This is a genomic window from Providencia sp. PROV261, assembly GCF_028477945.1.
Classification (GTDB): domain Bacteria; phylum Pseudomonadota; class Gammaproteobacteria; order Enterobacterales; family Enterobacteriaceae; genus Providencia; species Providencia stuartii.
In genome coordinates this window covers 1-19,033 of record NZ_JAMPMC010000024.1, presented here as the reverse complement: position 1 = coordinate 19,033, position 19,033 = coordinate 1, and the positions used below count along the sequence as shown (strand labels likewise).

General features: G+C 44.6%; 14 protein-coding genes. 2 read left to right on the top strand and 12 right to left on the bottom strand.

Features of this window, described 5'->3' with window-relative positions; genetic code table 11:
- Positions 1-313: 313 nt before the first annotated feature.
- Genes PR675_RS14020 through PR675_RS14010 form a run of 3 tightly spaced genes read right to left on the bottom strand, consistent with a single transcriptional unit; the run spans position 314 to position 5,298 of the window.
- The gene (locus PR675_RS14020; protein ID WP_272582770.1) at positions 314-568 is read right to left on the bottom strand and encodes a hypothetical protein; all 255 of its coding nucleotides are present in this window, start codon (positions 566-568) and stop codon (positions 314-316) included.
- Positions 568-3,972, bottom strand: a complete 3,405-nt coding sequence (locus PR675_RS14015) for a conjugal transfer protein TraG N-terminal domain-containing protein (RefSeq protein WP_272582769.1) — start codon at positions 3,970-3,972, stop codon at positions 568-570. Before PR675_RS14015 ends, PR675_RS14020 begins: the two co-directional genes overlap by 1 nt.
- 3 nt (positions 3,973-3,975) lie before the next feature.
- The gene (locus PR675_RS14010; protein ID WP_243757284.1) at positions 3,976-5,298 is read right to left on the bottom strand and encodes a conjugal transfer protein TraH; all 1,323 of its coding nucleotides are present in this window, start codon (positions 5,296-5,298) and stop codon (positions 3,976-3,978) included.
- 345 nt (positions 5,299-5,643) lie between these two features.
- Between PR675_RS14010 and PR675_RS14005 the strand changes: the two genes are divergently transcribed.
- Positions 5,644-6,501, top strand: coding sequence for a hypothetical protein (locus PR675_RS14005; protein WP_000783473.1), 858 nt, complete (start codon positions 5,644-5,646; stop codon positions 6,499-6,501).
- Positions 6,498-6,893 carry a hypothetical protein gene (locus PR675_RS14000; RefSeq protein ID WP_000060800.1) on the top strand — a complete coding sequence of 132 codons (396 nt, stop codon included), beginning with the start codon at positions 6,498-6,500 and terminating at the stop codon, positions 6,891-6,893. Before PR675_RS14005 ends, PR675_RS14000 begins: the two co-directional genes overlap by 4 nt.
- Positions 6,894-7,307: 414 nt before the next feature.
- Here PR675_RS14000 and PR675_RS13995 read toward each other — a convergent pair whose 3' ends face one another.
- The 9 genes from PR675_RS13995 to PR675_RS13955 form a co-directional block, all read right to left on the bottom strand.
- Complete coding sequence (locus tag PR675_RS13995) at positions 7,308-7,577, bottom strand: hypothetical protein (RefSeq protein WP_000901446.1); 270 nt, start codon at positions 7,575-7,577, stop codon at positions 7,308-7,310.
- An 848-nt stretch (positions 7,578-8,425) separates the two neighbouring features.
- The gene (locus PR675_RS13990; RefSeq protein WP_022742851.1) at positions 8,426-8,722 is read right to left on the bottom strand and encodes a hypothetical protein; all 297 of its coding nucleotides are present in this window, start codon (positions 8,720-8,722) and stop codon (positions 8,426-8,428) included.
- A gap of 3 nt (positions 8,723-8,725) precedes the next feature.
- Positions 8,726-9,691, bottom strand: a complete 966-nt coding sequence (locus tag PR675_RS13985) for an integrase domain-containing protein (protein WP_272582768.1) — start codon at positions 9,689-9,691, stop codon at positions 8,726-8,728.
- A gap of 975 nt (positions 9,692-10,666) precedes the next feature.
- Positions 10,667-12,328, bottom strand: a complete 1,662-nt coding sequence (locus PR675_RS13980) for a UvrD-helicase domain-containing protein (RefSeq protein ID WP_000562220.1) — start codon at positions 12,326-12,328, stop codon at positions 10,667-10,669.
- Positions 12,325-14,250 (bottom strand): ATP-dependent nuclease, encoded by a 1,926-nt coding sequence (locus PR675_RS13975; RefSeq protein ID WP_272582767.1) that lies wholly within the window; start codon positions 14,248-14,250, stop codon positions 12,325-12,327. Before PR675_RS13975 ends, PR675_RS13980 begins: the two co-directional genes overlap by 4 nt.
- Positions 14,251-14,327: 77 nt before the next feature.
- The gene (locus PR675_RS13970; protein WP_001536280.1) at positions 14,328-16,871 is read right to left on the bottom strand and encodes a S8 family peptidase; all 2,544 of its coding nucleotides are present in this window, start codon (positions 16,869-16,871) and stop codon (positions 14,328-14,330) included.
- A gap of 20 nt (positions 16,872-16,891) precedes the next feature.
- The gene (locus tag PR675_RS13965; protein ID WP_000179436.1) at positions 16,892-17,881 is read right to left on the bottom strand and encodes an AAA family ATPase; all 990 of its coding nucleotides are present in this window, start codon (positions 17,879-17,881) and stop codon (positions 16,892-16,894) included.
- 78 nt (positions 17,882-17,959) lie between these two features.
- Complete coding sequence (locus tag PR675_RS13960; protein WP_001072145.1) at positions 17,960-18,544, bottom strand: recombinase family protein; 585 nt, start codon at positions 18,542-18,544, stop codon at positions 17,960-17,962.
- Positions 18,545-18,817: 273 nt separating this feature from the next.
- Positions 18,818-19,033, bottom strand: a 216-nt coding sequence (locus PR675_RS13955) for a tyrosine-type recombinase/integrase (protein WP_021243024.1), incomplete at its 5' end; no start/stop codon positions are given.

Sequence of the window (19,033 nt, the reverse complement as noted above, 5' to 3'; positions counted from 1 at the left end):
TAAATGAAAAAGGCGCTATTCTCTTTGTTTTTAATCGTAAGTTTGTTCTATTCGTACAAACTTCTTGGCCTATGGTCGCTCATATTTTTTGTAGTCGGAGTTTCTCTGCTGGCATCTTTAAAGATTGGTAGAAGAGCCTATCTAATCAGTAATTCCGGGAGTAAAACGAACACATTATCTGGGCGAGATCTGTTTGCAGACGTCACATACAACCCTGCCACAGGATCTCCAATGGTAAGTGACGTAGATGTATCCGGAAGCTTCTATGGATTGAATAAAAACAAAGGCTCCTGAGAGCCTTTGTTTTTATTAATTATAGACTTAACGTTAACTGCCTATCTTTATATCTTAATAACGGATACCGTTGAGGCGACGAAAAAAAACCTATCAAAATGTGTTTATTAAGTTCCGGATGCTCTCTGATTACATTGTTCAACACCGAACCATCGACGATAAATTTTTTATTTCCACAGGAGATTGGCTTTTCGTTTAGCCATCTCCCTTCCCCCAGTAATATCATCACTTTAAGCTCTTTAATTGCGCGTCTATATTTAGCTCGTTTGCTCATTAACGGCCTCCTTTGGCTACGGACAAATACCTTGATACAGGCGCTAAATATCCGCCCGCTTGGTCTTTACCTGCCCCCGCAGAACTTTCAATAATCGCAGCCATTTTATCTGCCAATACGTTATCACCAACCTCTTCTCTGAGATTTTCTCTTAGTTCTCCAGAGCGCGATGAATCGCCGCCCATCAACGATGCAGCAAACAATTCTGCTCCTGCCTGACTATTCAAACCATAATCATATCTTGCAGTATCCATTGCTATCTGCCTGAATTCGTCACCATATTGCTGAACAAACTCAGCCGCCTTTCCAGCTCCAGCCTCGCTTGCACTTGCTAATGCTGAAGCAAAAAACATCCCTCTTTCTCTAACAGACATTCCCTGTGCTGCCTCTGAAAGATCTGAATTACCGGTTAACCATTCTTTACCGGCTTCAAATCCACTGATCCCCACACCAATGATATCCCTACCCAGATTTGCAGCACCTACAGCCAGGAAGCCTCCAAGACCATACTCTTGCTTGACGTAATCGTCCCCTTTCTTTGTGTCCTCAATAAACTGATCTCGTTGTTCCGGAGTCATCTGGGCTAACTTAGACATCGATTGCCCAAAACTCTCTGCGAACCCTTCTTTGGCGGCTCCTGCGCCACCCACAACTTGCTGTACAAAACGACCTGCGCCCTCAGCACCTGCAAACAAAGCACTGGATGTTGACGGGGCCAAATCGGATGCCATGATCTGTGCTCTTAACGCAGGCAAGCGGTCATTAAGATATTCATTTCTGCTTGTCCCATAACTCTGCTCAAGTTGTTGGATACCCTTTTCATGAGCGTCACGAACAGAATTTTCAGATCCAATACTGCCTGATTCAGCTAAAAGCTTTTGTTCATTGCTCATTCTTTCCGGTGCCGAAAGTGCGCTCGAATTTTCAACCGGCGAGACATAGCGCGGAGCATCCTTTACCAACATTGCACTATGACCAGGTTGATTAAAGTCAATACCACTGTTACCACCAGTGGCCTTTGCTATTGCACCGGCTGCAATTGCTTGTTCAGATGGAGAGTTGGAATTGAGCATAGCAAACAACTGCCCTCCAACTATTGCCCTCTGGGAATCAATACCTAAATCTTGGTAATGCTGGGCTTTTCTTTGCGCAAAATCTCTTGTCTCTGGCGATGACTGTCTAACACCATCTGACAATGACTTACCGGCTGACCAGTTGTTCAGAACTTTGTCAGCTAACGCGATAATATTATTGTTGCTAGTAGTCCCGATAGTTTGCTGAGCCTGAGATAACTCTTGGTAGGTTTGTTGCGAAGACAAAAGATCAGAACTGGATTGCATGAGCTGCTTTCTCTGCTCTTCACCTAAGCTCTGGGTAAAACGTTGACCTTTATCAGTAGACACTTGCCGCGCCAAATCACTCGTTAATGCTGAACTGTCATCTTTTGTAAAACCGAGTCCGCGAGATAAAGAGTCAATATCAGAACTAAGCTGCTGTCTACTATCCTGACTCTGCGATTGCGCAGATACATCTAAACTACCGTTCATAGATACCGGATTAGCGGCATTTACAGCGGCACCAACCGGTCCTGTAAAAGCAGCAGCAAGTTTTCCGGCATCCACTCCAGCGCTAGCACGCATAGCAATAGCTCCTGCCACAGCATCCGTGTGAGAAGCATTTATCCCACGATCAGTAACGTAGTTCTGCGCCGCGGACAAAATACTTTTAGCCTGAGTTGAATCAGACGCTCTCAACGTTTGTCCTAATGATTGTAGTTGTGAATAAGTCTGTTCTGAACCATGTCCAGAAAACACACTATTACTTAATTGGCTAGCGAAACCTTTCTGAGCCTGTGCAGTAGCAGCAGAACTACTGCTAAGTGCATTACTTACGGTACTCCCTAAGTTAATACTATCAACTAACGACTCACCTCCAGAGGTCATTGTTCCAGCAATCCGGGATTGATTAAATTGTGGTTGTTGACTCAAAACAGAACCACGGTCCACTAAGTCTGGAGACATTAGTTTTTCATTGACTGTATCACTCGCCCCCACTCGTTGAGCAATACTATTGAAGGCATATACTGAGCCAGTTACTAACATCAACGATAGGACTGGCGTTGCTGCGGCCATCATTCCACCTATCCCTATCCAACGCTCAATTTCGGCCCCAGCATATGCAACGCCTTCAAATGAGGATAAGTTCCCTGTGGTATATTTTGCGAGCGCCTGCTGCCCCATTATGTAAATGAATAGATTGATTACCGACATAATTGGCAACCAAAGTTGTACCCATATAAGCATTTGAAGATACTTACCGACCAATAGCAAACCTTTAGAACCTAGCACCATCACAAATGCGGCTATGGGCGTAATCGCATAGGCAAACCCCTCTACCAAGGTCATAAGAGGTTGAATCGATTTTACAAACAAAGACTGTTCGGCTGCATATTGCGTATTTCGCTGAGACTCAGCTTGAGTGAGCATGATTTGTGCGTACGGATCATTCATATCACTGTAGTACTGAGCAAAGCCACGCTGTACGATAGGTTGCAGAAAATTGGCTTTTATAAAATCACCTGCGGCCACATTCGTAACCTGCAGGCGATATAAAGCGTCAGATGTAGCATTCAAAGCATCAGTGGTAGACAACAAATAGCCAAGAGCTTGTTGCGAAAGGCCAGAATTGAAGGCAGTTTCAAAGGATTGGCTCAACTGAATCCAGCCATCTGTACAACTGGGATCTGTCGGGCCAGATGGAGACAGGTACAATCGGGTCCCATATATTTGTGAATCAAATCTGAGAGCTGTACGCCAATTCTCTGTGTTGATTTGATCCTCATTTGACTCACCTAATGAAAATTTAATTGCTGTGCATTCTGATATGTAGTTAGTCAGGCTTTTCTTCATATCAACAGCACCGCCTCCTAGGGAATCATTCCAGACAGTCCATAGTGCTGACTCCATTTCGTGATTTCTGAGCTTTGATAATAACTCTAAAGAATCCATGAACTTTGATTCAGTCACACTCGCGACAGGGCTATATGCAACCTCAAAGAGTTTTGTGAGACCAAATCCAACGCTTGAGATTATAGAACCAGCGGCGGCTGGACCAACAGGTACGTTATCCACTACTCGCACTTGTCCGTTGTACGCGTCCTCAATAGTTACCGTAACGCCGGCTCCAAAGGAAATGGCATACACGAGCCAACAAGCAAAAACTTGATGTAAATCCCAGGATTTAGCTCCCTGGAATAACGACTGAAATGAGATGATAAGAGCGCCAATTAAAAGGCCAATACTTACCATTCGTTCAAAATCACCGGTGCCTGTAGCCATCGCTACAGCAATCATTATTTGCTCTAGAAATGCGGCATCACCGACGGAATAAATACTAAAATCCATTAGTTACTCCTTTTTCCCTGATGCTTGGGCCGCAAGTAAAAGCCGCTGCTTCTTTGTGACATCAAGTAAGCTGTTGTAATACCCCATCAGATCACTTAGCTTCCCGTGCCTCACAATTAATTGGTCATACTCTTGTCTGACAACAGCCCGAGAAGCATCAAGTACATCAACAGCTTTTTGTTGATAGGCATTATCACTGTTAGCTAACGCAATAGTTGTTGCCCGGTATATCTCCTCAATAAACCTGTAGGTTATATCTAGCGCTATGATGGTCTGTGCTTGCTGAGCAAACTGCTCTGCTGTATCACTGGAAACAGCGGAAAGATTTCGGAAAAGTGAGCCAAAGCTACTGGGGAGATTTGATACAAAAGCTATCTCGGCAGAACTTAAAGCCCCAACATTGTTTGCATATTTATAAATCAATCCAGGTGAAGAATCAGAACCAAGAAGTAAATCTGACATTTGATTGCCAATACCCCTGAGCTGAACACTCTTCAGCTCAGAACCAGCAGAAATACAGTTAACCGTATCACTGTCACATGAATAAACTTTAACAGAGCCACCTGAAATGAGATCTCCAAGGGTAATTCGATTCCCCGGTAAGGTGACGATGGGATTAGTACTGTTGTTTGCTCCAGCAAGATTTGGATCATTAATTAAATCACCAATGACAACGGCACCAGTTATAGACATCATGGCTTCAAGCAGGCTGTTATCCCCGTACTGGAACCATGAACTTACACTATTCTTTTTGAGTTGCTTCCAGACAATATTACCTATCATCTCTTGGTAGGCCTGTGGCGAGTTGTCTTTCAGCGTCTTGATTGCCGTTTGTCCATCCGTTTCCTGCGTTGCAGAAAACATGTCTTCAAATAAACCTTTGGTCGATGCTTTTGTACGAGTATCGTTCTTTAGTTTCGTGTCAAAAGCACTTAGTGAATCGTTAACAATACCCTGAGCTAACTGACAAGAATTGCCTAAATGCTGGTTCAAAGCCTGAACTTTCTTCTGAAAGTTTTCTATCCATTTGGCACCATCAGGAAAAACATTATCCAGAGCTAGTTGAAAAGCATAGCCCTTTGCATTTGCTGCCACAGCTCGCATCAGTTGAACAATCTGATCTGCATTCACAAACGATAAAGAACCACCGAATAGATCAACGCCACCACACCCAGCTTTCCAGGATGGAGGGACAAAGCTAACTAGGTTTTCATCAAAAATACGCGCTTTGGTGGTCACACGCCCACCCGCAATAACTCCACGGCGTTGTGTCTCATGAATACCCGGTCTAGTTGTATTACTCATTTCGTTGAATAGTCTATCCATCTCGGACTGAAGCCCTTCAGCCGAGGCATGAGTGGCGACGACAGAGAAGATGATTAAACAAGAGGCAGATAGTGTTCTAATGTAAGGGGGAGAGACTCTCATACTGTTGCTCCAATAGGTTTCGTGTCACCCGAAAGCCTACCGAGCAAATGAGTACAAACCGAACTCCCAAACTGTCCAATTTGGGCAGCCCAAATAAAACTTTCACATGTGAAAGTTAATCATTGAATAATGTCGGCAACTTTGTCACGTCAGTACAAACTTATGATTTTTAAAAAGTTTTAATTAACCCTTGTTGCATTTTCACAAACCAATGGCACTCTATTTCTAAAAGAGGAGCTTTAAATGAAAATGAATATGTCAACTTCCGTAAGTTCAGCTACAGCCTTGTTCGCCGCCATTATGCTCGCAGGCTGTGCTACAACCCCAAAATCCTATAATTCAGAGATGTCCAGAGCGCTAAACTTGGCAAGAGCTGGGGGTATTTATGACCAAGATCTGAGAGACTCAGAAGATGGGCGGAACTCATATAGACAGTCTCTACTGATGAAAGCGCTAAATGTCACAAGCCTGGCCACATCGCTTGATGCTCCATTAAGAGGATTGAACGGTCAGCAAACTCTCATGTTTAACACTGCAAGCATTCTTACATCACCGGATAACCCATCCGCTAGGCCAAGTTTGATGGCTTGGATGCCTGCATCAATGGCTAAATCCTCAGAAGATGCTTATAGCAACTACATAAACCTAATTGATAATGCCGTTGCGGTAGCCGCGAAATCTATGAACCTGGATTTAACTAAAATAGTGGAAAGTACAGCGCCTAAGATTGATGGAAATCCCTTAATTATGTGGGCAGTAACGGCTCCACAATTTGGCTGTGATGGCTCAAACTGCGTAATTGCATACAACGTTACAATGCCTAATCCTTGGAAAACACCAGCCTTTGTGGGCAGTGGTAATATTGATAGCTTTAATCTGGCCGCTAATAACACGACCAAATATTCTCGATTGATTTTCTCCCAGGTCAGCGACGTGAAATCATTTCCAATGGACGATTTTTACAAAAGTACGAGCCGAGCGCTGCCGGAGTGGGCAGTCATGTATTTCCCGCCCAATAGTGTGTTCCAGGATGGCAAAGCTTTACCATATCCAGTTATCTATGAAAAAGGCCAGCAATTGCTATTTAGGAAGGCACAATGAGTCTGTGGCATGAAGAACTGGAACTGGCTTTGCTAAATCTGGAGGATTCAAAAGCCGGTTGTGATGTGATGACTTACGTGATCAGCCACATTCTAGCCAAATCAGACATTCCACATCAGTGCAGAGTAGGGTTTGTTGAAACAGTGCATAGCAAGACTCAAATCAATCCGCATTGCTGGATAGAGCTAAAGAATGGATGGGGTATAGATCTGACTTTACGCCGGTGGTTGGGTGACGAGGACCGATGGCCGCATGGAGTATTTAGGCTTTCAGACTATCCACAGGTTCAATTCTGGGGAACGCCCCTGTTTGCCCCGAAGCTAGACGATGAGGAAATTAACGCTATGTCCGATCATCTAATTGAGACAGTAAAAATACCAGTTTGTTGCTGAATTATTCAGCATAGATAACAGAGCCGTTTAATACACATATATTTATTGATCAGCGCGATTTTGATTGTGTTTGTTGTATAAATACAAACTTCCGAACGTCACAATGGTAAAAAATGCGAGCAAACTTAACATTGCAATAGTAAAGGCATCCACGGAACTGAACCTCTCTTGTAAAACCTTATATACTTAGAGTCTAACTAAACTAGCGAGATTTACCAGTGGCAAAAACACTAGACCAGATCTTGGAGCATGAGAAGCCAGAAATTGTAGCCGAGGCCAGACGCAAGGCATCAGAGATGCTCAGCCTCTTGGATGAGCAAACGGCCAAGCAGGATAATGAAACCGATTCAGTAGATTCCTATCACCAGAAGTAGCAAAGGGCCAGACAAGCTGGCCCTTTGCTTTTCTTAGTAATTACATCACTAAGTACGGTTCATCGTTGTCGCTTTCAGCTATCGTCAAGTCAATAGTGAAAGTGATATCGATGCGCTCAACAGTCCGATTACACTCACGAGCATACTCATCCTGCAGGCTTTTAAACAGCGCTTCAGCTTCATCATGAGAAGTAGCTTCTACTGTTTCAACAGCCAACTCACCTTCTTTTTCAGTGTAGTTAACCCCACGATAATACACGCGGCCACACACATCGAATTGATGGATCTCTGTTTGATTTTGTCCCAACATATTAATTCTCCAAAAGTTTAATAGCCGGGACTTAGCCCAACCGGGCAAAGTACCCGGTTGGGTTATTTAATTAGGGATTAGGCTTCAGGCATGTTGCGTATAGTGAAGGACTCACAAACACCATGCCCGTAAAGCACTGCATTTCCCTGGGGATTTTGTTCCAAAAACTTGCGCGTGGCTTTGAGAGCTGCCCTATAACCAGCATCAGAAGGCTGATACTCTCGCGTTCGCTTTTTTTTGTTTGTCAGAATCAGTCGATACATAAAATCTCCCTCATCTTTGAGCTGACAATAATTTCCTGGTGGAACCTATTACAGCGCGTTCTGCAACCAGCTCCCCCTCAAGCGGAGCGCATTCGACAGCATCGGAGACTCTAGGTTGATGGCTACCGGAGGTAGCTTTCAACCATTCACCACACAATGAACTGCTATTAGTTACCAATGGGCTAACGACCCGTACAGGCCGCGTTTTTATCAATGATCGATATGCCAGAATCGAAGCCTTATTTAGTAGTTTGGCGACAATCGTAGCCCCGAAAGCAATAACGCCCACGGTAACAATCATGATCAAAACGAACGTAGAAAAGTACATAAACACCTCCAATTAGTTGGAATTGAAGGGGTTACACCGCATAACCGGTGAACCCCGGTTACGGGATAAATTGATAAAATGCTGTTTGTTTTTGGCGACCAGCTATCGCACATACTCAGCACGGAGCTGAAGTTGATTCAAATTTAACAGCTCATTTCTGAATCGACACGCGCTGTATTGGCCCTTTTTGGGCACATTTAAACAAAGCAGCGAACGGAAGGTCTTATTAAGGAATATGACATAGGCGTAGATGGCTTTTAATCAGCAGAGCCGGTGTTTTTTGGGCGCGGAGGCTCTCCAGGACGGTTAAGTAATTCCCACAAGAGTCGGAACGCATAAAAATGATCCCGCAATGTCGTGGTACTCAATCCTTGATGCCTTGTGTAATACCGGTGGATATGAGCTCTTCCAATTTGTGATGGTGCGTTGACTCCTTTTTCATTGGCGGCAATATCGTTTAGAGCCGAAATTAGCCTTTTTACCATAGCTCGCCGAGCCGTCTTCCCTCCATGCCGCACATAAACATGGCTTCTTTCTCTTACCCATTTTTCCATCAATTACCCCAAATAACTATTTGTCACATCGATGCGACCATGACCCAATTCCAAAGCCACTTCAGATCTGATTTCTTTGTCCAGCATTTTGGCGTGAGCTATTGATACTCCAAGTTCTTTGGCTAAATATTCATAGTGCTCTCGCCCATGTTTAACACCTGCTTTTACCGGGCAATCAGCACGCATCAAAGTTTTGTAGCGCGTTTGAGCGTAGTGGTGCCTTTCGCCATGGAAGTTCACCGGATGGCGGCCGATCTCCCGGTAGGCTTCTTGCCGAAACTCACGATAATTCTTCTCTGCGGGGATCATGCTGCGGCCATCCTGTATGGCGGCGGCTCGCTGGAGTGCCGTAATTTGAGCATCACTGGTGATCGGAACAGTGCGCGCCCGGCCACCTTTGGTGCCATCTTTTATGCTCACGGAGCCAGTTTTATCGGCCTCTCTTAGTGCTCTGGCTGCATCCAGCTTGGCCGATTCCTCGAACCGCAGACCGAAATTACGCTGTAGTTCCAGCAAAGCCCCAAGGCGCTCGGAGGCTGCCCCCATTGCGGCATTATGGGAAGCTTCCGAAACACTTCGGTCGCCAGTGGCGATACCTGAGCGCTTTGGAATTCCCCCCTCGGAGACAGGATCTACACGTACCTGTCGGTCGCCACGCGCAATCTCCATCACCCGATTCACTGCGCTCAGGTAGTTCTGCGCCGTGGATGGCGCAATTTCTCCCCGCTCGTAGCGATCATTAAGGTGCGCCGCATAAGCGACCAAATGAGCCTTTTCTATGTCCCGCATGTCCTTTATGCCCTGTTCGGACTTAATCCAAGCGCTAAAAACGCTCCATCGGTCATGAATAGTGGCTATGGACTGAAAACTCTTCATCCCCTCCTTGAGAGCGTTCAGGGCTGCCTTGTTTATATCTCGACTACGAAGACCAAAATTCCGTGAATCCGGATTAGTCCGCTCTGAACGCATTGATCCCCCTAACTCTGTTAATCAAAATTGTTACTTTGTTGGCCCGTCCGTATCCGGTGGTAAGTGAAACGCAGTTTTTTAATTAGCTCTGCATGCTAAGGCCAACGCTGGGATCTTGCCCAAACACAGGACAGTTAAACCCGATGTCCACGGTCATTAATTACGAATTGTACTGCTATGGAGCGAACTGCTCATTCCATTGGCTGGTCTGTTCCGACGGAACAAACTGCCAGCAGATCCGGCTGGTACTGTCGTGTCATTCTTTGGAAAGGAAAGCGCGAAGCGCGCTAACCGCCGAAGGCGGTATAATTCGCGCACATTCGTGCGCGGTGCGAAAGCCTAGAGCCCTTGAGGCTCAAGGCTTCCGTCGGGGGCTCTACCCCCGTCTCTGTTTACGCCTACGGCGACAGAGACGGGGTGGAGCATAGAGTAAGCCGGAAATCCAGCACTCGTTCTGACGGATGAGGGAGGCCCTCTTGTGTTTGGCCGCTCGGAATTGAGCGCCAGGAACGCGACATAGCTGTCAGCCAGATCGCGATATGGAAGCCTGGTCGCTTGCGGAATGCACAAACGCAGGCAGCAGCAAAACGCTGCAAGCACAATGATGATAAACATCTGATTTTCCTCCGGGGAGATAGGTTTTAGACGGAGGAGTGCCCCTAGGGGACAGTCCCCCTGAGGGTTAACGAAGTGAAGGCAAACGCCTTAGATTTGGAAAAATGCTGTTTTGGGCCAGCTACCGTTTACAATTCATATATTAATCAATCTGATAGTAACGTCAAGTTCATCAGAAAGTGGCTTTTCGATGGCTTTTGGGTGATGTTTTCATTCTTAAAAATGTCTTGTATATTCAGAAGTCGCTTTTTGATGCTTTTTAGATAGAACCTTACAACCTGAACGATTCTTGAGTGGTAGGAAATAATCAAAAAGCGCCTTTTGGGCGGTGTTTGGATGCTCAACTAACTTACTATCGGCTCACTTAACAAAAGGAGATGTATATCCAAAATATTCTAACTGAGCAGAGCGATTCGTTCGCCATATCCCTGAATAATTATCAGGCTTATCTCGCTCTTTTGCGTATGTAACAACAAGCCGACGCTTGGCACGGGATACACCAACAAAGAAAGCACACCGATTAGCATCTTGATCCCCAAAGAATATTTCGTTCTCAACGGCCATAATTATCGTTGAGTCGAACTCCAATCCTTTGCTCTTATGGATAGTCAGAATACGCACAGCCTGATCATCAGAGAAACGAGTCAAGGCTTGAGGCAAATCGGGGGTAAGTTCAAGCAATTCTTCAATGCGCGCTTTGGTATCTCTCACAACTTCACCTAACCTAGCATGTGACTCATAGTCGGGCGAGAGAGCAACAAGAGTCTCCATTCCTATTTTCTTCAGAAAGCTACACACAGAATCCCACCATCCCGAAAACGGCTCATCCAACAGCTCGGTCATGGTGATGATTTTTCTCTGCTCCTTGAAGAAGCGTTGGAAGCTTTGCCTAGCGCTAGACTGCACCTCATCATCAGCAAAGGGAATCAATTGATTCATAAGCCGAACCCAAGCTTTGGGCTCTCGCTGGCCGTAGAGGCAGGACAAATAGTCAACAACGAGCCTCGCGGCAGGTTCAACAGTAATATCCTGCATCTCCTGCTCGTTCCGGTACGGTATTCCCCTAACTTCCAATGCCGTCATCAAGTGGTTGGCATAAAGATCTAGTTGTTTGGACACTAATACGGCGATTTCGGACAACGGAACCTTTTCATTTCTTATCCACCCGGCAATCAAATCGGCCAAATACTCAGCTTCCCCCTGTGCATTCTCGAATTGCCACGCGAAAACCTCTCCCTCCTCACCAGCAAGTTGGTGATCTGGCATAACGGAAGCTGGATCAAGCACACGAATTATCTCGTTCTGCATCCGAAGCAGGCGTGGTTTTGAACGAAAGTTTCGGTACATGTTTAGTGGTACGGCTGAAAAATCCTTAGCGAACGTTTGGAAAATTCCGTCCAAAGCTCCTGCCCATCCCATGATTTTCTGCTTGGTGTCACCGACAGCGGTAAGACGAATGCTTGTACTTTGGAAAGCTACCTTAACGAGTTCATATTGCTGATCCGTGCAGTCTTGGAATTCATCCAAGAAAACATCGCTGTAAGTTTGGCGTATGGCATTTCTTGCGACAACAGAGGCCTTGAGAATTTGAATTGCTAGCGGCACAAGATCATGAAATGTAATTTGCCTTCTTGTGACTTTTCTTTCGCCAATCGAATAATCCGTATCCAGAGCATCATTACCAGTAAGCACTACTCGGAAGCGATCAATAATACGCTTTGCAAACGCATGAAATGTGTAGCTATCAAAACGGGAAGCCAATTCTTGTCCACAGCGTCGCTGGATTCGCTCCTTCAAGTTTTTGCTGGCGTCAACTTTGAAAGAAATAGCGAGTATTCTCTTCGGATAACGGCAGGTTCCGGTTCGGAGGAGGAAGTCAGCTCGCTGTGCAAGCATTTCCGTCTTGCCCGCTCCCGGCCCCGCAGTCAGTGCAAGACAGCGCGCTTGTTCCTTCGCAGCCAGCAGAGCATTGGGTTCAAGTGTTAGCCCATCAGAAGGCAACCATGCATCTACAGCAATCACTCGGGCAGCTCCGCAAGCTTGGCTATCACGGCATCTGCAAGTCGTCCAAATGATCCTGGCATGTTCGCCAGCAATTCCTCGTTGCTCAGTTGAGCAAGAGCATCTATATGCGCAGCGGGCTTACTACCCAGTTTAAAAAGCTTGTGATACGTAGAGAAAAGATTTAACTCGTCTCCGCTGTATTGGTATGAGCCATGATGGCTCTTACCCAAAACGGCTTTAATCGTAGACTCATCTGAAACCTCCTGCTGAACACCGTACGCATTAGGGAAAGCAAGAAGCATTGAAAAATCTAAATCCATTGGAAATGAGAAAAAAACACCACGTGTTTCCAGCTCTAAAAATACACTCTTAGTGCCGTTTTCAAAGAAATGATGTGTACGAACAGGTACTTTGTCATCATTCCAATCTGATAAAGAAAAAGTAGTTGGTAGTACCTTTTCAGGTTGATACAAACCAAGTTGGTTATTTACATACTTTATTCTTCCCCAGCCCGCTTGATATCTGCCCACATCTAAATCTAGAAGAGTCAAAAATGGGATTTGCAGTTCGGATAACAGACGCCAAAAATGGTTTACATGCCTACCTCCAAGCGGAGCAATCGTAACCGCTGATTCATCAACTGGCGCACCCTTTGCTTGGAAAAGGCGCGGTAATACAATTTCTTCGCTATCCCCTTCACCCAACACAACCAAACGAGAGAAGTAGATCTCAGGAAATGCCTGGACAGCCTCACGTACAAATTTGTGCGCTTCATCGGTTTTAGCGGGTAATTGGATTTTCTTAATTCTTGATTGCCGGGTTTCAGTAAGTCGAAGATATCGAATATGTTCCGGATCGACACGTCGCAACATCGACGGAGCATGCGTAGCGACTAGGGCCTGAGCATCCTCGTTACTCGTCATTGAGTTAAGAGCGTTAACAATTCTTCCCAAATAGTGAGGTGAGAGGCTGTTCTCTGGTTCCTCAAGGGCTATTAAAGTAAAGACTGGCGGACGCAACTTTTCAGGGTCAAAAGAGTCGTCCTCACCGGCAAGGACAGCACGACCAACAGCTTGAGATGAGAGAACCAACGATAGATAGAGCATCGACTTCTGACCGTCACTGAGTCGAGAAAAATCGACAAGATTGTCATCATGTCCAGGCGAGAATGATACGGACAAATGACGAAGCAACGCCTCGATCTCAGATGCCACAAAAGTAATCTTGGGATCTGTAAAGTAGCTGCCTTTATGGAGGGTGCCCCATATTTTCTTCAGGTGGGAGCTAAAAGCATTAACCGATGAATTAGCAGCCAGGCTCTCACTAATCTGGTCGGTGAACCCTTTGACCTCTTCTCGTTCATTTTCCCAGTTCACGGCACGTAGCAAGCGGCCAAGCAGCGCACTCGTTCCGTATGCTATGTGGTCAGTAGGATCTCTCCTGGCTGGCAGATAGTGGACTTGTATGTGATTTCGGTCAGATCGAGGAACTGTTTCAGGATTTATAGGTGAGCCGTCCGGACCAACTTCAAGCACATACACGAAAGCTTCATCAATATCTCCATCTAGGCCCATAGTGGCACTTAGGCGATACCGTACCCGAGGAATTCCGTCAGGATCATCAAGGCGCATGTGACTGAAATGGGGAGCAACGCTTGAGTTATCTTCTTCACCCTCCAACTCGGGAAAAACGAAGTCCGCCTCAATCCATAACTGCCTTTCTTCGGGCGCTTCTTGTTCATCGTGCGGGACATAGAAGTCTGAGCGCTGAATACGGCGTAATGATGGATCAAATGCAAACAGTCGGCACAAAGCCTGGAGTGCAGCAGTCTTGCCTGACCCGTTGGGGCCAATCAGATAGGTAATATTTTCCAGTGTCAGTTCTGTTGGTTCAGCACCAAAACTTTGAAAATTTGATATCCGAATACTGTGCAGTTTCATCCTTGCCTTCAACTCCTAGAAGTATTTTCTTGTCTTAAAATAAGACAGGGGAAATTAAACTAATGGCTTTTAGTAACTCAAGTTACAATTTCTATTGCGACCTGATTTTCTATTGCAACTTCAATCTGATTCTCTATTACAGAGTAAATGTCAACACTCTCATCAGGTACTTCAATACTAATAAGAAGGCTAAACCGCACTCTATTTTCCCACCGTTCTTCTGCAGTTTTATATTTCCACCATCCACCTACTGGAAAAATAGCTATAGTATGCATATCAGCTAAATCTTGAGCACTACCAGTCCAGTGATCTGAATGAATTGAACCTCTTGTTCGAAGTTGACTCCCTAAAAACCACCCATCATTGTCACCTTCTGGTCCATCGTAATCATCCATATTTGCTAAACCATTAATGTAAGAACGGAAGTTAGCAATTGATTGACCAGGTCTGATAGTTTCAAACCTTAAACCATGAGATTGATAGCTATATCTTGTACGATAACCTCTCCTACCAGGATTAGGTTCTATGAAGTAAGATAAAGTAACTTTGAGTTTAACTTCTAACTCTGGCGGCAAATTTTGCAATTCCGCGAGAGGCCAAGGTAACTGATAAAGTTTCATTTGATTTAGTTTAGGATCAGATGACGCATTAGCATCTTGGGATTTGATAAATGGCTGAATTTCGCCTTCAGCGATCAAAGTAAGCGCATGGTCAGCACTATATCTAGCTCTGTCAATGTTTGTTACACCATACCCAACCGTACGCAATAATGTTTCTTTTGCTACTTTAGGACTATGTACTGCACTTAATAAACCAAATCGTTCCATCATTCGTGGAGTCCACTCCGCAGAGTGAATTATCAAACCTCGTATAGTCTCGGGCCAAAGTTCAGGATACTCGGCTGTTAACTGAGCCGCACATCTCGAGACTAACGCACACGCAGCGCTTGTATCACTACCCCGCTCAAAAACCTGACCGGTAGTTTTTCCTGATGTTGTTAATAATCCAACAGTATCTTCATTACTGAGTTCAGTCTTATCAGGTGACAAAAGTCGATTACCACCTTCGGCAACTACATCTGGCTTAAATGGTGCTTGCTTTCTCCACGCCCAATTCACCGAAGAACGACTTGATGGAGCAACATCACCCGCCATTGCAAATGGTGACCAACCTTCAAAATATGGATCATCATTTGTGGTCATTTCTGTATATGCCCCAACAGTAATAGCATTCCATGCTTGAGCTGGATCTTCTATCTGCGCGAGATTGACTTGATCCCAATAGTCTTGGTCAGGACGAATATCTAAGTTGTTACCGGCAGAAATAACAAAAAGTCTCCGCTTTCCATCTTGCATACCAGAAGTGAATTGATCAATTTCTGCAGACCATGAAGAAGGTCTGCCACTTTCTCTTTCGTGATCAGACGTAACAGCAAGGCTATATACTCTATTTATATCTGGCCTATCTACTTCAAGTTTGGATGCTGTTCCTACCGTTATAGCCCCATATAAAAAGGGATCATTGTTGCCTTGCGGAGGTAAAATTCTTGCTGACTCAATAACATGTGATAGTTGGATAGCGCTATTTCCTAATACGACATCCATCAAATTCCCAAATGCTGCAAGTCCTGCCTGCAAAGAACCATGCTCATTAAACGGCGCTAGTGCTTGATATTGATCGTATTTGGGCCAATCAGGATCCCAAGAAACAGAAAAATCATCACAGCACACTTTACTTAACAGCATGTTATTGTAATTAATACCAGTATCCAGTATTGACACACTGGTTGTTATATTATCTGAAAGAGATACTCGATCAGAAATACTCTTCAGCCACTCTTGTTGCTCTTTTGGTGAAGAGCTAATGATGGGAACTGGTGTCTCCTTCGCTTTCCGAATTTCTTCTAAATTTGAAATTAATTCAGGAGCTTTCTCAAGTTTATTAACTGAGGCTTTAATAAGAACAACAAAAGAATTGAAAAATGAAAGAGATGTGTTTCCTAAGCGACCATCAACTCTTTCAGCAAGAGACTCTGCTATTTTTTTAACGTCGTCTACGGTGTTACTTTTCAACCATAATTCCCACCAGACATCAAGATTCCTATCTGCAGGAAATAAATCTATAGGATCTGTCCAAAATGACTCCAAATTTGCAAGCCTGATCTCGGAAATACTATCTATTAACGTATGATTTCGAGGAAAAGAAACGCCTTCCTTATTTGGTTTTCCATCTTTCTGAGGGTCTAAATACTGTTGTATTTTTTTAAGGAATGTATCACGTTTATCTTCAGGTATAAAAATTAACGCGAACTCTCTATCTCCTCTCATTTGGCAAGAACAGAGTTTAAAATCTCTGTTATCTAAACTATCTAATGGGAGCTTGCATCCATCAACTCCGATAATTTCAACATAAATACCAGAATCATCTGTGATAGGATTAATTTGTTGTTTTCTTTTTTGTTCGTAAGCATTTATTAAATTCTGATATAAACCAGCCAAATAACTTCCATGTTGGTTTCTATCTCGACCAGGAACACCTGAATTTCGACCAGGCCTTTTAGATTTAAAAGGTTCGTCAATGAAAAACCGAGCCACATCTAAATGCTTCCTTTTAGAAACCATATAATTCCCTTATATACTTTTTATTTGTTATTACCTGACTGCCTTCTAGAAAAGGCCTTTAACAGTGTTTCACTTGTTATTTTTGCATTAAAATTCAAAACAGCTTCTTTAGCTGCATCTTCACAAGATCGGGTAATCTCAGCAGAGCTCAAACCATTTGCAGCTTCAGCAACCATCCTCCAATCAAAATCATCGGTATCGAAAAGTGATAGACGGTTTTGAATAAGAAGGCATATTTGATCAAATTTTGGTTTTTCAAACTTAATGATGTCATCAAATCTTCTATAAAGCGCTTGGTCTAGTAACTCTGGATGGTTTGTAGCTGCAACAATAATACTCTCTGATGCATCTTGCTCTACAAACAACAAAAATGAGTTTAACACCCTACGAATTTCCCCAACATCATTGGGTGCACCTCGTTGAGTTCCTATAGCATCAAATTCGTCAAAAAGATAAACAGCTCTTGTTTGCCTTATATGATCAAAGATCAAACGCAACTTTGCAGCAGTCTCTCCCATAAAACGAGTAATAAGATTATCTAGGACGATTGTATAAAGAGGTAATTTTAACTCTGTTGCCAACATAGATGCAGACATTGTCTTACCAGTTCCAGGAGAACCAGTAAAAAGAAGTTTTCTACGCGGCTGCAAACCAAACTGACTGAGTTTATCCTTCTGACGCTGTTCTAATATCACCTTCTCCATACGTTCTTGTATGTCATCAGAAAGAACAAGCTCATTTAGGCGAACGCTGTGTGGCGTGAGCTCTAATAGACCTTTTAACTCACTTTGATTCTGTTGCGCAAAAGGTATAGTTCTAGACGATGCTAGACCCAGCTTATTAGTAGAACGCTGAGATTTCTCAACAAGATTTTTAATATCGCTCGCAAGCTTATTATGCCCCTGTCGAGCTTCTTTGGCAGCAACCTGAAGGGCAACAGAATAAAAACGCTGATCGTCACGTTCAGCGTGACTCTTTAAAAGCGCTTTTAGTTGTTCCGCAGTAGCCATTATTCAATCTCCATAAGACGGGGCAACTTTACCAATTTTATACAATAAAGTCTGTGTAGTATGACAGGGTTTAAGCACTTAATCCCCTCTAGAATTTTGTACACTCACCACCCCTACATGATTATAAATAGTCGTTCTAGATACACCATATCGCCTAGCAACATCAGATACAGGAATAGAACCATCTTTGAGTAATGCCCTAATCTCCCTGATATCCTTTTTCTGTAACTTTGGCTTCCGCCCACCCAAGCGACCGCGAGCTCTTGCGGCTTCCAATCCCGCCTTGGTACGTTCGCTAATCAAATTTCGCTCAAATTCAGCCAAAGCAGCAAACACATGAAAAACCAGCTTTCCAGAAGCACTGTTCGTTTCAATCTGTTCTTGTAGGCTCAGAAATCCAATCCGTCGCTCATCAACCAGATGGGTAACAACGCTCACCAAGTCTGCCAAACTACGGCCTAACCTATCCAGCCTCCAAACGACCAACGTATCCCCAGGTCTAAGAGCCTTTAAGCAGTTATCAAGTTCGGGTCTAGCGGCATTCTTCCCACTGGCCTTGTCCTCGTAAATGATCTCGCAACCAGCAGCAGCCAACGCATCTCTCTGCAAATGCAGGTTCTGATCGTCGGTTGAAACCCTAGCGTAGCCAATTTTTTGATTCATGTACGTTTTTTTAACATAGAATTTTATACAAGTATTTTAACATGTTTATAGATTAAATTCCAATCAACTTGTGTCGTTTTCAGAAGACGGCTGCACTGAACGTCAGAAGCCGACTGCACTATAGCAGCGGAGGGGTTGGATCCATCAGGCAACGACGGGCTGCTGCCGGCCATCAGCGGACGCAGGGAGGACTTTCCGCAACCGGCCGTTCGATGCGGCACCGATGGCCTTCGCGCAGGGGTAGTGAATCCGCCAGGATTGACTTGCGCTGCCCTACCTCTCACTAGTGAGGGGCGGCAGCGCATCAAGCGGTGAGCGCACTCCGGCACCGCCAACTTTCAGCACATGCGTGTAAATCATCGTCGTAGAGACGTCGGAATGGCCGAGCAGATCCTGCACGGTTCGAATGTCGTAACCGCTGCGGAGCAAGGCCGTCGCGAACGAGTGGCGGAGGGTGTGCGGTGTGGCGGGCTTCGTGATGCCTGCTTG